Origin of the sequence: Collinsella sp. UBA1693 (assembly GCF_002320115.1) — a bacterium.
Taxonomy (GTDB): Bacteria; Actinomycetota; Coriobacteriia; order Coriobacteriales; family Coriobacteriaceae; genus Collinsella; species Collinsella tanakaei.
The window spans coordinates 1-15,121 of sequence record NZ_DCJT01000006.1; the positions used below are offsets into that span (position 1 = coordinate 1).

Consider the following 15,121-nt stretch of genomic DNA (forward strand, 5'->3'; position numbering starts at 1 on the left):
CCCGAGGGCACCGAGATGGCTATGCCTGGCGACCACATCACCATCGAGGGCGACCTCATTCACCCGATCGCGATGGAGGAGGGCCTGCGCTTCGCTATCCGCGAGGGTGGCCACACCGTCGGCTCTGGTATCGTCAGCACCATCATTGAGTAGATTTAACTTATCTATTCAGTCTGACTGATCTTTCAACCCGGTACCTTTCGGGGTACCGGGTTCTTTTATTGTCTGTTCAATGAACTGCAAATGAATGTGTACGAATTTTGCAGGACGGCCAATAAATACCGCCGAGCATTGACAGAGCAAAATGTCAGATGCTAATATAGGCAACCGTGCCCGCGTGGGGCGGTATTTGGAGGTTTCAGACACATGCGTACTCTCGTTACACTTGCCTGCACCGAGTGCAAGCGTCGCAATTATACGACCACCAAGAACAAGGCGAACATGCCTGATCGTATGGAGATCAAGAAGTATTGCCCTTGGTGCCGTCGTCATACGGTTCATAAAGAGACCCGTTAATCTCTTTAATATACGCCAGTAGTTCAATTGGTAGAGCATCGGTCTCCAAAACCGAGTGTTGAGGGTTCGAGTCCTTCCTGGCGTGCCAGTCTTTAATCCGTAAGCCTCCTCTGGGGGCTTACGGTTTCTACTGTTATATAGGGTTTGTGCCGGAGGTTTTAGGTCCATGGCCAACAAGAAGAATAAGAAGAAGGTTCAGCATAATTCTGAGTCCGCAAAGACCGCTGCTGCTTCTTCCTCCAAGGTTGAGGCCTCTAAGGCGGTCTCCAAGAAGGATGCCGCGCCGGCTAAGAAGGCTAAGAAGAAGAACGAGAAGCCCGGCTTCTTCGCTCGCATCAAGAACTACTTCCGCTCCGTCAAGTCTGAGATGAAGCGCGTTGTTTGGCCTTCTAAGAAAGAGCTTATCAACTACTCCGTCACGGTTTGCGTTTCGCTGATCGTTGTCGGCGTTGTTATCGCTTTGCTCGACATGCTTATTGGTGAGGGCCTGGTCCTCTTCTCCAGCCTGAGGGGGTAATCAGTGTCTAAGCGTTGGTATGTCGTTCACACGTATTCCGGTTATGAGAATCGCGTAAAGACCGATCTCGAGCATCGTATTGAGACCATGGGAATGCAGGATCGCATCTTTGATATCCAGATCCCCATGGAGCGCGTCACCGAAATCAAGGAAGGTGGCAAGCGCGAGACCAAGGATTCCAAGATCTTCCCCGGCTATGTTCTGGTTCGTATGGAGATGGACGATGATTCCTGGACGTGCGTTCGCAACACTCCCGGTGTTACCGGCTTCCTTGGTGGTAACGGTAAGCCCTCTCCGTTGTCTCGTGAAGAGTACAACAAGATGATGCGCAAGTCCGATAAGGGCAATGGTGCCAAGAGGACTGCCGTCAATCTTGAGGTTGGTACTTCCGTCCGCGTTACCTCCGGTCCTCTTACCGACTTTGATGGTCAGGTAACCGAGGTCAATGCCGAGCAGGGCAAGGTTAAGGTTGCGCTGCTCATCTTTGGTCGCGAGACTCCCGTTGAGCTCACCTTTGACCAGATTGAGGTCATCGCGTAGCTTTTCTTATTTGTGCGTTCGCGAATGCTTCGCTTCTTTGGACGACCGCTCATCATCCAGAGTGCTTCTAGCGGGTAGGCGCTGACGATAGTTAGGTTTCCATCCGTGTTAGGAAGGTTTTGACATGGCTGAGAAGAAAATCACCACCGTCATCAAGCTTCAGATCCCCGCTGGTCAGGCCAATCCGGCTCCTCCGGTCGGCCCCGCCCTGGGTGCTGCTCAGGTCAACATCATGCAGTTCTGCCAGGCGTTCAACGCTGCTACGCAGGACAAGATGGGCGACATCATCCCCGTTGAGATCTCCGTCTACGAGGATCGCACGTTCTCCTTCATCACCAAGACCCCGCCTGCGGCTCACCTGATCAAGAAGGAGCTCAAGCTCAAGGGCGGTTCCGCCGTTCCCCAGCGCGATAAGGTTGGCCAGCTCACTCAGGAGCAGCTCACCAAGATCGCCGAGATCAAGATGCCCGACCTCAATGCTAACGACATCGAGGCCGCTAAGAAGATCGTCGCCGGTACCGCTCGCTCCATGGGCGTCACCATCGCCGAGTAGCATCTAGCTTATTTAGGTTTTATTAACGCGTGCAGCAAGCACGCACGATGTGGAAGGGCAAAGTGCCCGTTAGAACCACAGGAGGTAATACAATGGCTCAGCATCATGGTAAGAACTACCGCGCCGCTGCCGAGAAGGTCAGCCGCGATCAGCTCTACACCCCGCTTCAGGCTGCGAATCTCGTGAAGGAGCTCGCTACCGCTAAGTTCGACGAGACCGTCGAGGTCCACTTCCGCCTTGGTATCGATACCCGTAAGGCCGACCAGAACATCCGCGGTTCCATCTCCCTGCCCCACGGCACCGGCAAGACCGTCCGCGTCGCCGTCTTCGCCGAGGGCGAGAAAGCTCGCGAGGCTGAAGAGGCCGGCGCCGACGTCATCGGTTCCGATGAGCTCGTCGCTGCCATCCAGGGCGGCGAGATCAACTTCGACGCTGCTATCGCTACCCCCAACATGATGGCCAAGGTTGGCCGCATCGGTAAGATCCTTGGTCCCCGTGGCCTCATGCCCAACCCCAAGCTGGGTACCGTCACCATGGATGTCGCCAAGATGGTCTCCGAGCTCAAGGCCGGCCGCGTTGAGTATCGCGCCGACCGCTACGGCATCTGCCACGTGCCCCTGGGCAAGGCTTCCTTCGAGACCGAGAAGCTCGTTGAGAACTACGCCGCTCTCTACACCGAGATTCTACGCGTCAAGCCCTCTTCCGCTAAGGGTCGCTATGTGAAGTCCATCTCCATGTCTTCCACCATGGGCCCTGGCATCAAGGTTGACTCCTCCGTTCAGCGCAACTTCCTCGCTGAGTAGGTTTAGTCAATCGACTGTCATCGTATAGATGAGATAAAACCCGGTTCACGTTATGTGGGCCGGGTTTTTTACTTTTGATGAGTGCGGTTGATATATCGCTGGTTCGCGTGCGGCCTACATGAGCATGCGCGTGATGTCTCTTAAAAGGTTGCAAAAGCGTAGAAGGTGTAAGGGAACCAGTGCCATTAGGGGGTACCAGGTGGCTATCCAATCAGCGCCATTACGAGGACTAAGGGATATATGGAAAGCATCGCAGAATGACTACCGTTTGGCGCTAATCTTCGTCCGCTTAACCCTTGTTGATAAAGTACATCGACACACATAGTACTGTGTGATAAATTAAACCTATCAGATAAGAGTGATTGACCGAATCATTCGTAATTAGTTCTGGAGGTGACTTGCATGGCAGCGCGCGATGCCGTTAGCGACCTGATTCGCGGAAACATCGATGCGATCATTCTCTGCACGCTATCTGGCGGCGATTCTTACGGATACGAGATTCTCAAGGATATCGCTCAGACCAGCAGGGGCGAATACGAGATGAAGGAGCCCTCGCTGTATACGAGTCTCAAGCGCTTGGAGACGCAAAACTACGTCGAGAGCTATTGGGGAAACGAGACGCAGGGCGCGAGGCGCAAATACTATCGCATTACCTCTGCAGGTAAAGATGAGTTAGATGAAGCGACGCAGCGGTGGAACAACGTCAAAGTGATTATCGATCGCCTGCTTAAACAGGATGGAGGCGCACAATGAACGAGATTCGCATGTATGTCGAGCACCTGTTCGAGGGCCGCATGCTGACGGCGGAGAACATTGAGCTCAAGGAAGAGATTTACGGCAACTTGGTCGCTCGTTACGAGGATTATGTCGCCGGCGGCATGGATCCCGCTGAGGCACTGGAGAAGACCAAGGCTAGCATGTCCAGTATCGATGGCGTGATCGAAGGCATGGATGACGCGCGTGAGACGGGCCGTGCAGACAATGGGGATACGGCTAAGGCGGATACGGTGGAGACCACGGTGTTCCCAAACGCTGCCGTAGCAAAGGGCGCGTCGCCTGCGCAACCGGGTACGGTGGGCGAGACGGCTGCGATGCCCGTTGCCGGTGCTCCGGCGCCTCCGGCGGGATTTGAGGGCGACGTTGACGAAGACGTCGCGAGTGTTTCCTCGTCCGCAAACACGGCGGCTCCCAAGGGCAAGCGTACTCGCAACATCATCATTGCAGCGGCTGCGGGCTTTGCGTTGTTTGTTGTGGTTGGCGTGGGCCTTATCTATGCGCTGGGGGTAATCGACCGTGTAGAGGATCACGTTGATAGCGCGGCTACCGAGGTTCAAAATGGCGGGCAGTCCGCATCTGATGGCGATGCGGCTGCGGGTCAGCAAAGCGGTCAAGCAAATGGCCAGTCCAACAGCGGCCAGGGAAACGGTGCGAGCGCCCGCAACAAAGAGGTTGTGGTTGACGCAGACGGCACCGTGTGGGTTGACGGCGAGTTGGGCGATGATATTGCGGTGGCCGTGGTCAACGCGCAGCCGGGTGACATCAGCCTATATGCCGAGATCGACCCGTCGGATGCTGCGAACGTCGAGAGTCTGATTCGTCTGCTCCCCATGAGCGAGTGGGCGACCGATATCGATGTGACGCTAGGCGTCGACGTGCTGGGTCTAGCGTATCGCGAAGTACCGGATGGATATGACGGCGACTCCATCGATCTTGCTCTTTCGTATAACACGATGGCGCTGTTCTGCTCGATGCCGTTGCTCAACGAGGTTCGAGTGACGGTGACGGAGGCGGACGATCCCATGGACGAGGACTATTACGTCTTCACGCGTTACAATGCGCAGAGCTGCTTTGGCGTGATGCTCTCTGCCGATATGATGAACGAGGCCGGTTGGCACCAGCTGAAGGAGGACAACCTTTACAGCCGCAAGTTCGCAGAGAACATGGTCGATGCGGCGGAGCGCGAATGGAAATAGCGCGTAAAGAGAATCGGCGCAATTGAATATGAACAAAGTGTGAAAGGAGGGACGCTACGGCGCCCTCTTTTCGTACGATTAGGAAACATGTGATGCCAAACTTGTATCAACCAAATAGCATATGAGTATATATAGATTACATACGTTCACCAAGTAATTGCTAGCTTCAATCTGTTGAGTGAAGAACGAATTTATATGGACAATTTATGCGCTAACATTTAAAAGCAATAAATAGCGCATAACCATTTTCGAGCTCGAGAGCAGATATGAAGCACAAATATTCAAGGGCGCTTATCGTCGCCGTTCTTACATGTTCTTTCAGCCTGGGATCGGTTCCAGCATCCGTTGGCGCGTGGCAGCTGTCGCGTGCCATCGAACGGATCCAAATGGGTTATAGCGGTAATTCTGTTTCTTATGCCTCGGAAAATGATGATGTAAACGTTTCGGTCTTTGATACCGATGCGGCTGCTGTCGACGACAACGATAGCGATGCGGCTTCCACTGTCGCATATGATCAGATAGGCAGCAAGGAAGACGAGAGCCTTCAGCACGATTTACGTGCGGGGGGGGGTCTTCCAATAGCAACTCTTTCGGCAATGATGTAGAGGCTAAAAAAGACAATAGCAGCCAGGATTCCGATAACGGTGCATCGAGCGCAGAGCAGGATGCCGCGCAGATCGAGGGCGCCGAGGTCCTGCAGCAGGGCGATGGCGACACCGCCGGCAACGTGCTGGTTGCGGACCGTGACGCGGTGGATGCGCTGGGCGGTCGCGATTTCGTTGGCCAGTCCACGGCAGCTATCAATGGTGTTACCTATATTCTCATTGGCAACGAGCAGCAGCTGCGCGCGATCGGGTCGGGCAAGCACGTTATCTCGGGCACCGTTTACCAGGTTGAGCAAGAATTCAAAGGCGCTCTTGGCATAGGAAAATGGGAGGACATTTCTGAGGTGCAGGTTGCCTATGCCGGCGATGCGGATGTTACTGACGGTACGTTGCGTGACAAGGAGTTTCATAATTCAATCATTGAGCACCCTCTTCTTGGCGGAAAGCGGACCCTGTATTTCACCGAGGGGGAAAACGGTGAGCGCGATGATGCTCTCGAGGGCAGGGTGAATACCGGTCTCACCTATTCTATCGACGCCAACTACCTCATCTTCCGCGATATCGATTTGAGCACGAACGCTGCAGACCCCGGTAACACGGGGTGGGATCCGCTCATGTTCTCGAGCACCATGCTCGGAGCGAAGAGCGATACCCCTGATACGCCGGGCAGCCTTTGGTCCTGCATCGGAGCAGACGGTAAAAGCATCACCGACGTTACCACCGTCGCCAACCCCGTCATCTCCAACGTGAAGGTGGTCCAGTCTGGTGCCAAGCTCGACGTGAGTAAAAACACGGGTATCGGCTTCTTTGGCACCATATCCAATAAGCTTGATGGCAAAAACCCCTTCGCAGCGCCGACGAAGGCAACCGTAAGCAACATCACGCTCGAAAAGGTCACGGTTGAAAACCATGCCACAGAGGTGCTCGTGGACCAGTCGCTAATAAGTGGACTGCTCAAAGGCTTGGGTACCGTTGTTGGTGGACTGGTCAGCACTCTGTTGGAAATCCTTACGCTTGGCAAGATAGACCTAAGCGGCTTGATCGAAAACCTCCTGAACGTGCGCGCCGCCGACCCATCGGCGCTGGCGACAGGCTCGTTTGCGGGCCGCATCGTGGGCGATGTCGAAGTGTCGGGCTGCGAGGTGCATGAGGCGAAGGTTTCCTCCGTCGCGCAGATGAATGGCGGGTTTGCCGGTTACGTGCAAGGCGACACGCAGTATGCATCCGAATCTCTCGGTAAAGTTGTCGAGCTGTTAGCCCATCTTCTCAATGTTATCCCTGGTCTTGGCCTGGGCGACCTCATTACGCTGCTGCTTGACAGTAATATTATCGACGCAGGGGCTCTGGTGCCTAACGGGTACCTTAATCCCGTGATTTCTCATTGTGCGGTCCATAACTTCGCAGCGGGCGAGACCATCGGCTCTGCAAACAACGATTACGCAGGTGGTTTTGCAGGCGTCATGGTGGGCGCCATCGCTCAGGACTGCTCGGTAGAGAGTGTCAATCCTTATACAGTGACGGGCCGTTTGTATGCGGGCGGTTTCGCAGGTCTCATGCGTAACGATGTTATGAAGGGTGCTTTGTCCGAGGTCGGCGTTGAGCTGGTTCGTGTTGCTCAACCGCAAAGCGCTGCTGCGGGATGCGTGGTTCGTTCGGGCGTGACGGTGACTGCCGCCAGCTACGCGGGCGGCTTCGCGGGTGCCATGGCGAACAGCTACGCGGTGGATGCTGTCGTGGAGGGCGCGGTTGACGTTTCCGCCACCGGTCATGAAGAAGAACATGATGGCCAGCATTCTATCAAGGCGTTGGCGGGCGGCTTTACGGGCGCGGCCACGGTTGGTTGGGCGACCGACCTCGGCCAGGGTGAAAACAAGAACTCCGATCTTTTGACCGGCGTCAATGGCTTGCTTACGGGTCTCCTGACGAGCGATCCCGAAGCGGCGCAGAATCTGCTTTCCCTTGTAGGCGTTGAGGAGTCAAAGCTTCTTGGAGTGCAGATGAAGGGTGACTTCACCGTGCATTCCGCCAACGACTTCGCGGGCGGCATGGTAGGCCGTGGCGACGGTACGGTGATCGCGGCGTCTGATGACGCTCATTTGAGCGATATCAAGCTTTGGAGTCAGGGCACCGTTGAGTATAAGGCGACTGGTCGGGGCTCGAATATCGAGGGGCTTCGCTCAGTTACCGCCGACGGCTCGTATGCCGGCGGCATCGCCGGCGGCCTTGGAACGGCCTCGGTTGGCGGCGTGTTGAATACCACTATCGGCTTGGGTGGGTATCTGCCTTTCAACGTGAGTTCGACCACGGTAAGCGGTGTGACGGATGGCTTTACCGTGACCGCGGGCGATTCGTGCGCCGCCGCGGGCATCGGCAAGGCGACGGGTGGCAAGATCGGCCGTGCGGATGATGCCTACGAGTCGGCAGCTGCGGCTCCGACGACCAGCGTGGTAAACATCTCCAATATCAAGTCAGTTACGGCAAAGAACAATGCTGGCGGTTTCGCGGGCTTGGTTGGCCCGGGCGACCTGGCATCCACGGGCGGGCTCGACCTTCTCGGCCTCGGCGCGCTCAAGCTTAACGGCTTGCTCTCGGTGGCGGATGGCCTCGAGGTGAAGATGGACGGCGTCACGGTTGCCGGCATACCCACGGGCATGACTGTGAAGGCCATGGGCAACAACGATGCCGACGGCGGCACCACGCGCTTTGCGGCGGCGGGCTTTATCGCCTCCGCCAACAGCGCCGAGGTTACCGACGGTCACGTGCTCGAGCTTGCAAGCGTTTCCGCTGATATGGAAGACGGCGTGGCGGGCGGTTTTGTGGGCATTTCGCGCACGGGTGGCTTGGCCGATGTTGCGGACGAAGCGGCCATTAAGGGATTGCTGTCCGTAAACAACCTGCTCAATGCTGTGGGATATATGATTCCTTCGTACACGAATGTTGACGTTTCGTATATCAACGGCGGTGCGGTTTCGGCCGATATGGCCGGCGGCTTTACGGGCGATTTCCAGAGCGGCACGGTCGAAAACCCCGAAGGCAACCCTTGGGCGGTCTATAACATCGCTCAGGTCACAGGCGGCAGCTATGCTGGCGGCTTCGGCGGCAAGGTGACCTCCGGTGCGCTTGCGGCAGCCGATGGAGGCGTGAGCATCCTGGGCGGCATTGCCGATTTGAGCATCGGCGTTGAAGAGCTGCTGGGTGTGGTGGGTGCCTATGTTCCCTCTATTACAAATGCCGGCGTGAAATCCGATGCCTCTACGGTCGAGACAACTTCCGGCGCGGCGACTCCCGATGAGAAGAATCCCGGCCTCGTCGTATCCTCGACGCGCATGGACATGCTTGATTCCCAGTCCGGTTCTGCAGGTGGCTACATTGGCTACGGATCGGGCGTGCAGGTTTCCAATTGCGACGTGACGCAGCTGCGCCACACTAACGTTACCGAGCCCAAGGATCTCGAGGGAACGGATGGCAGCTCGTATTTCGATGGGCAGCAGAGTGCCTACGCTGTCAAGGCTCCGCGCTATGCTGGCGGCTACATCGGTAAAATGGAAGTGGGCTCCGCCGCTTCGGTGGGTAAGGGCCTCAATGTGCTCGGCCAAACCATCAAACTCACCGACATCGCCGGGGCGCTTTCCGTGGTGGTTTCAACCATCGAGCATTCCGACGTCAACGGCGGCACGGGCGGCTTTGCCGTGCTGGCAACCGAGACAAGCCTTCCCGAGGGCGATTTGGGCGATGGCTCGGCCGATCCCGGCAGCGCGGCCAACCCGGTAGGCAGCGCCGGCGGCTTCGTGGGCGAAGTCAGGGGCGGCCACATTCAGGATTCGAACTCGTACAACTTCTCGTATATCGTTGGCCAGGTTGAGGCGGGCGGTTACGCCGGTGGCATTGCCCCGGGCGACGTGGCGAGCGTGCTTGCCGATAACACCTCCATCCTCAAGGGCTTAATAGGCACCAATGGCACGCTGGCGTCTTTGGTGCAGGATTTCGTTCCCACCATCCGCAATAGCGAAACCACCTGCGTTCCGTGCGGCGGTGCGGTGCGCGCTCAGGCGGCATCCGACAAGCTAGCGCTGCGCGGCATGGCCGGCGGCTATGTGGGCCATAACGAGGGCGGTCACATTTGGGGCAACAACAATGCCTCGTGGAAGAAGGAAAACGACGGATCGAACCACTACACGGGCACGCAGCGCGTGGCGGCTGCCGAGCGTATCCGCAGTGTCTATGGCGCGGAATTTGCAGGCGGCTTCACCGGCCTGCTGGAGCCCGCTGATACGGCAAGCACGGGTAACCTCAGTCTGCTTTTCGGTCTGGTCGAGGTGAACAACCTGCTTGGAGCCCTCGAGGTTACCTATCCCACGCAGGAGAACACCGAGGTTACGGGTCCCTTGCGCGGTATGTCTTTTGAAAGCTGGAACGCATGGGCCGAACACGTGGGCTCGCAAGGCGGTTATGGCCCGCAGATCGATGCTGCCGCGGACGAGAGCTTCACCACTCAGGACGAGTTCGACAGCTTCGTTGCATCCTATATATATGGTACGAACGTGGTTGCCGGCCGTACGGCCCATTCCACCGAGGCAAATGCATCGCGTGGCGGCATTGCCGGCGGCTACGTGGGCCTTATGCATGGTGGCGCGGTCACGCACGGCCAGGCGACGGATACCAAGACGGTTTCCGCTTTGCGCGCGGCGGGCGGCTTTGCCGGCTCCATGGAAACAGCCGATGCGGCAAGCCTGGGCAGCGTGGATCTGCTCAACCTCATCAGCTTGAACCTGGACAGCTTGGTTTCTGCGCTTGACGTGCTGGTGCCGGTGGTGAAGAGCTCCAGCGTTACGGGTTATCGCAAGGGCATGACGGTAACCGCCACGGGTACGGATACTGCGCTCGAGCAGGGTTTTGCCGGCGGCTACGTGGGCTACGCTTCGGGCGCTCAGATTTGGGGTGACGCCACCTTCGCGGATGCGGACAAGGACGGCGATCGTTGGACGACGGGCGCCACGCATGAAGGTGCGCAGGCTACGGGCTGCAACGTCGAGAACCTTCGCAAGGTGTCTGGCGCTAACTGCATCGGCGGCTATGCGGGCATCATCACTGCCGCGGGTGTGGCCGACGTGAACACCAACGGCGCATCGAGCGGTCTTTTGCAGAAGTTGCTCGATACGCTTATCGAAACCCCGAGCAGCATCGCCTCGGTTTTGAACGCCACGGTCTCCACCGTGCGCGGCGCTTCGGTGTCTGCTGTTGACGAAGCGACCGATGCAGCGGCGGGCGCGTGGGGCTTCACCATCGAGGGCGCGTACGGCAATGCGGATGCGCGCAAGTATGCTCGCGCGGCAGGCGGCTTTGCCGGTTCCGCCAAGGCGGTTGTGGTCGGTACGCAAGAGGGTGGCACCTCCGGGCTCGACACCGTTTCCGTCAACGGACTGCGCGGCGTCGAGGGCGGCCAGTACGCCGGCGGCTTCGTGGGCCAGGCCGACGTGACGGGCGTTGCGAGCGTGGCAGGCGGCACCGAGGGCGACCAGAGCACCAACCTGCTGCTCGGCCTTATCAAGGCGGGCAATATCGCTGCGGTGGATGCGTTCCGTCCCTATTTCTACCATGCAAACGTGGACGGCGTGACCGATGGCTTCCAGGTGCGCGCGAACGACAGCTCCACGCAGGGCATTCTGAGCTCTAAGCAGTTCACCGGTACGGCGGGCGGCTTTGCAGGCTCGGTGGTGAACGGCTCGGTGAAGGACTGCGCCGTGACGGACCTTATGAGCGTGTCCGGCGTGAACTACACGGGCGGTTTCGTGGGCCATCTGGGCAAGGCCGGCACGGTCGATGTAGACAACGTTGAAGCTAACAAGCTCCTCGGTGCCACGGCGGGCGTGCTCGACGTGTGGGGCGCGCATGTCGAGCGCTCCACGGTCATGGGTGTGGCCGACGGCTACACCGTAACCTCCACCCATAACGGAGCCGATTACGGCTTGGGCACCGATGCGGCATCGGGCCGCGAGGTTGCGGGCGGCTTCGTGGGCTATACCGACCTTGCGCGCGTGTACGATTGCGATGCAGGAAACCTCAAGCTGGTCAACAGCGGCGAGATCGCAGGTGGTTTTGCCGGTGAGGCACTGCGTGCCCATTTGGTGGAAGCCGAGGTAAGCTCTCCGCTGCTCGATCTGGTGCTCTTCATTGTGAATGCGCTGCTCAAAGTGCTTTACGTTCCTGGGCTAGAAAAGCTGGATGTAATCAATATCGGTAAATGGTTTGGCGATAACAAGCTTTTCGATCTTAAGGTGCTCTCTGAGGGCGATGCATTCTACGTGAATCTCTTCGGCCTGAAGATCGGCGTGTCGCTTTCCAAAGCGAGCTCAGAAAATCAGCAGGAAACCGACGTGGCCATCATCACTATCGGCGACTCCACCATTAAGCTTCCGTGCACCGAGGCCGGCATCACCGATACCGAAAACGCCAAATCCAACCTGACGGTCGAACTCATCAAGGGCAACCGCGCTCGCGTTGTGGGCTGCTCGGTCACGGGTGTTGTCAGCGGCTACGACGTCTTCGGCGGCGGCGCATCGCAAAATGCTGATGGCGCGGCCGACCTTGCCACCGGTTACGCGGGAGGCTTCTCGGGCCTCAACGACGAGGGCGTGCTGTATAACAACGACATGTACTACGCCGACGTGGTGCGCGGTACGGCTGAAAAGGTCGATCCGTTTGCAAACACCCAGCTCAAGAGCGTGTGGGACTTCAACAGCATGGAAGACATCGTTGGTCCGGACGATGCGAACAACTACAACGTGTACCGCGTGTACCGTTCTCACGTGGACGGTTCCACGGCGGCTGTTACCAAGGGCAATGCGCTCATCACGGGCGGCACGCTTGATACGGGCGAGGGCACGGCCAACACCGGTCTCGACCGTTATGACGTTGAGTTCTTCCACATTGTGAATTGCTTCGACCAAGACATCGCCAATAGCGGAGCCTCTGGTGACGAAGGTATGAAGTGGATTGGCATGAAGGATGCGCAGCGCACAGGCGATGGCGGCTTCAAGGAGGCGCTCGGCGTGTACGAGAGCGCATCCAAAGCCGTGCTCATGCTCGATACTGCGCAGACCGGCAATGGCGGCGCGCTTACTCCCGAGCCCGACGAAGGCCAGGATCCCTGCGAGGCGCGCGTGGACGTGACCATCCAGAAGATTTGGAACGACGCCGGCGATAAGGAAGACTTGCGCCCCGACGCCATTCGCGTGCAGCTGGTTGGTTCCTATACCGACGATGCGGGCAAGAAGATCGTACCGAACGAGCTTATCGTGCAAGACGGTAACGGCACCACGACCGAGAAGATTGCCAACCCGCAGCAGGTCGATCTGACAAAGGCAGACAACGCATCCGGCTGGACGGAGACCTGGCGCCGTGTGGTGGCGGGTCTGCCCGTGGCCTTTGCGGACGAGAACGGCGCCATCCACTACTACACCTACGAGGCAACCGAGGTCCAGGTGTTGGTCGACGGTACATGGAAGAGCCTGGAGGAGGCGGGCTACACCGTCACCTACGGCGTTGACGGCACGGACCGCGTGATTGAAATCACCAACACGCATCTGCCCATGCTGCCCGAGACGGGCGGATCGGGCATTGCGCTTCTCGTACTTGCGGGCGGCATGCTGCTCGCGTGCGCTGTATACGAGCGCAGGCGCAGATCGGTGGCGCGCGCCGGTTGTGCGCCAGCTCATTTCGTATCAGCCTTGCGCCGGCTCGAGCCCGCTCGTCCCCGGCGCCGGCGTGCGCGAAGCGCGAATCGAGATAGGTATCTCCCACGGCGCCGATAGCGTGCCGTAGCAGATAAGCAGTTGTACATGTCATGCGTTTGAGGGAAGGAATGATTCGATGAGAACGATGACGAAGAGGATCGCCGGCATAGCGCTGACGGTCATGATGGCGCTGGCGATGCTCGTCGGCGCGCTGCCCGCAAGGGCGTATGCGGCCGAGACGGCCGACCTGACGGTAAACGGTCCCGCCGGCATGGCCGGTAAATACGTTTACGCGGTTCAGATGTTCAGCTCTGAGGGAACCCAGGACACGGGGGCCACATATAAGCTGAATACCGCCTGGAAGGCTTTTTTCACGGGTCTGAAAGAGGGCGCCATGGATTCCCTTACTGGCGATGATCTCTCAGCGGCGGCATATGATTACGTATTGAACCTCAAAGAGGGCGCCGGTTTGGTCGAGTTCGCCAAGGAGGCCGTTGATTACGTGCGCGGCAGTGGCAAGGATGCTGTCGCCTCGCTTGTACAGACTTCATCGGAGGCCACGAAGACGGATGCTGGCGCGTCTGCAACGTTCACGGACCTCGCTCATGGCTACTATCTGGTGTACCCCGCGCAGGGTTCTACTTCCGTCGACCGTCATACCGATGCCATGCTTGTCAACATTCCTGCAAACAAGGTATGGAATATTAAGTCCGAGTATCCTACAGTCGACAAGAGCATCGTAGAGAACCCGGCAGGTGGCCTTGGTGACCTTGGCGTTATCGTCGATGGCAGCTGGGAGGGAAACCATGACATGGAGCTCGACTCACTGATGCCCCTCGCTGATGAAGCCAAAGCGAACGGTCAGTCTGCTAATGTAGGCGATGTCCTCACCTTCAAGCTTGAATCTACCGTTCCTGACATGACTGGCTATACCGCATACACTTTCAAGCTTCACGATATCCTGTCAAAAGGTTTGACGCTGCTGAACTCCGCGACCGACCCCAAGGTTGTCGTGAAGATTAATGGGCAGAGCTTGGACGGCGGCGATTACACTCGCAACGGCGCTATTCAGCCCGATGGCACCACGAAGCTGACGATTGACTTGAGTGCCTATCTCACCAATGACATTAAGACTAACGGTGGTTCCCTTGCCGGCAAGAAGATCGAGGTGTACTACCAGGCTAAGGTGAACAATCAGGCCGTAATCGAGAACCCCAACAGCAACGACGCTTACGTTGAGTACACGACCGAGCCCGGCTCGACCGAGGAAGGCGTACACGATCAGACCAAAACCTATACGTTCGGGTTTGTCCTTGACAAGCGCGCCGGCACCGCCGACGGCAAGCCGCTTGCTGGTGCTGTGTTCAGCGTCTACGCCGATACAAATAGAAACGGGTCTTATGACGCCGATGCCGACACCGTTGTCAAATTCGCAGCGGGGACGGACGACAACGCTGGTAAGTGGATTGTGTCCGAGAGCGGCTCGGAGACCGTGACCACTCCTGAAAACGGCAAGCTTAACCTCGCTGGACTTGCTACGGGTACTTACTTTGTCAAGGAGATAACGGCTCCGAATGGTTACAACCCGCTCAAGGACCCCATCAAGGTGGTCATTTATGCGGATATTGCAGAAGACGGATCTCTGACTCGTCACGTTATCGACTACGGCGATACGGCTAATGGAAAGGATGACGGCCAGGGTACTACCACGACCTGTGGTGGTAATGGCGAACACGTCATCACCATCGTCAACAAGACGGGCTCCGTGCTCCCCGAGACCGGCGGCATGGGCACCATCGCCTTCACCGTCATCGGCGCTGCCGTGGTCGTCGGCGGCGTTGCGTGGGCCGTGCGCCGTAAGAACGCGCAGCACTAGGAGGG

Annotated in this window: 10 protein-coding genes, 1 tRNA gene and 1 pseudogene; all 12 read left to right on the plus strand. The window is 57.9% G+C overall.

Annotation, left to right across the window (positions count from 1 at the left end):
- A pseudogene (gene tuf / locus B3H65_RS02955) lies at positions 1-153 on the plus strand (elongation factor Tu); the annotation flags it as partial.
- Between the two features lie 213 nt (positions 154-366).
- On the plus strand, positions 367-516 hold the full coding sequence (gene rpmG / locus B3H65_RS02960; RefSeq protein WP_079989048.1) for a 50S ribosomal protein L33: 150 nt from the start codon (positions 367-369) through the stop codon (positions 514-516).
- 12 nt (positions 517-528) lie between these two features.
- Positions 529-604 (plus strand) — tRNA-Trp (locus B3H65_RS02965).
- 78 nt (positions 605-682) lie between these two features.
- A complete protein-coding gene (gene secE, locus B3H65_RS02970; protein ID WP_286684074.1) occupies positions 683-1,033 on the plus strand; it encodes a preprotein translocase subunit SecE in 351 nt (116 codons plus the stop codon).
- Positions 1,034-1,036: 3 nt separating this feature from the next.
- Complete coding sequence (nusG, locus tag B3H65_RS02975) at positions 1,037-1,573, plus strand: transcription termination/antitermination protein NusG (RefSeq protein WP_117678800.1); 537 nt, start codon at positions 1,037-1,039, stop codon at positions 1,571-1,573.
- Between the two features lie 124 nt (positions 1,574-1,697).
- Entirely contained in the window at positions 1,698-2,126 is a 429-nt protein-coding gene (gene rplK, locus B3H65_RS02980) for a 50S ribosomal protein L11 (protein WP_009141988.1), read from the plus strand.
- A 92-nt stretch (positions 2,127-2,218) separates the two neighbouring features.
- Positions 2,219-2,929: a 50S ribosomal protein L1 gene (rplA, locus tag B3H65_RS02985; RefSeq protein ID WP_009141987.1), complete on the plus strand. Its 711-nt coding sequence runs from the start codon at positions 2,219-2,221 to the stop codon at positions 2,927-2,929.
- Between the two features lie 402 nt (positions 2,930-3,331).
- A complete protein-coding gene (locus tag B3H65_RS02990) occupies positions 3,332-3,682 on the plus strand; it encodes a PadR family transcriptional regulator (RefSeq protein ID WP_286684075.1) in 351 nt (116 codons plus the stop codon).
- Positions 3,679-4,902 (plus strand): permease prefix domain 1-containing protein, encoded by a 1,224-nt coding sequence (locus tag B3H65_RS02995; protein WP_286684076.1) that lies wholly within the window; start codon positions 3,679-3,681, stop codon positions 4,900-4,902. The genes B3H65_RS02990 and B3H65_RS02995 overlap by 4 nt, the downstream gene beginning before the upstream one ends.
- A 266-nt stretch (positions 4,903-5,168) precedes the next feature.
- Positions 5,169-5,507 carry a hypothetical protein gene (locus B3H65_RS03000; protein WP_009141984.1) on the plus strand — a complete coding sequence of 113 codons (339 nt, stop codon included), beginning with the start codon at positions 5,169-5,171 and terminating at the stop codon, positions 5,505-5,507.
- A gap of 122 nt (positions 5,508-5,629) precedes the next feature.
- Complete coding sequence (locus B3H65_RS03005; protein WP_286684077.1) at positions 5,630-13,318, plus strand: Cna B-type domain-containing protein; 7,689 nt, start codon at positions 5,630-5,632, stop codon at positions 13,316-13,318.
- 58 nt (positions 13,319-13,376) lie between these two features.
- On the plus strand, positions 13,377-15,116 hold the full coding sequence (locus B3H65_RS03010) for an isopeptide-forming domain-containing fimbrial protein (protein ID WP_286684078.1): 1,740 nt from the start codon (positions 13,377-13,379) through the stop codon (positions 15,114-15,116).
- The last annotated feature ends 5 nt before the right edge of the window (positions 15,117-15,121 follow it).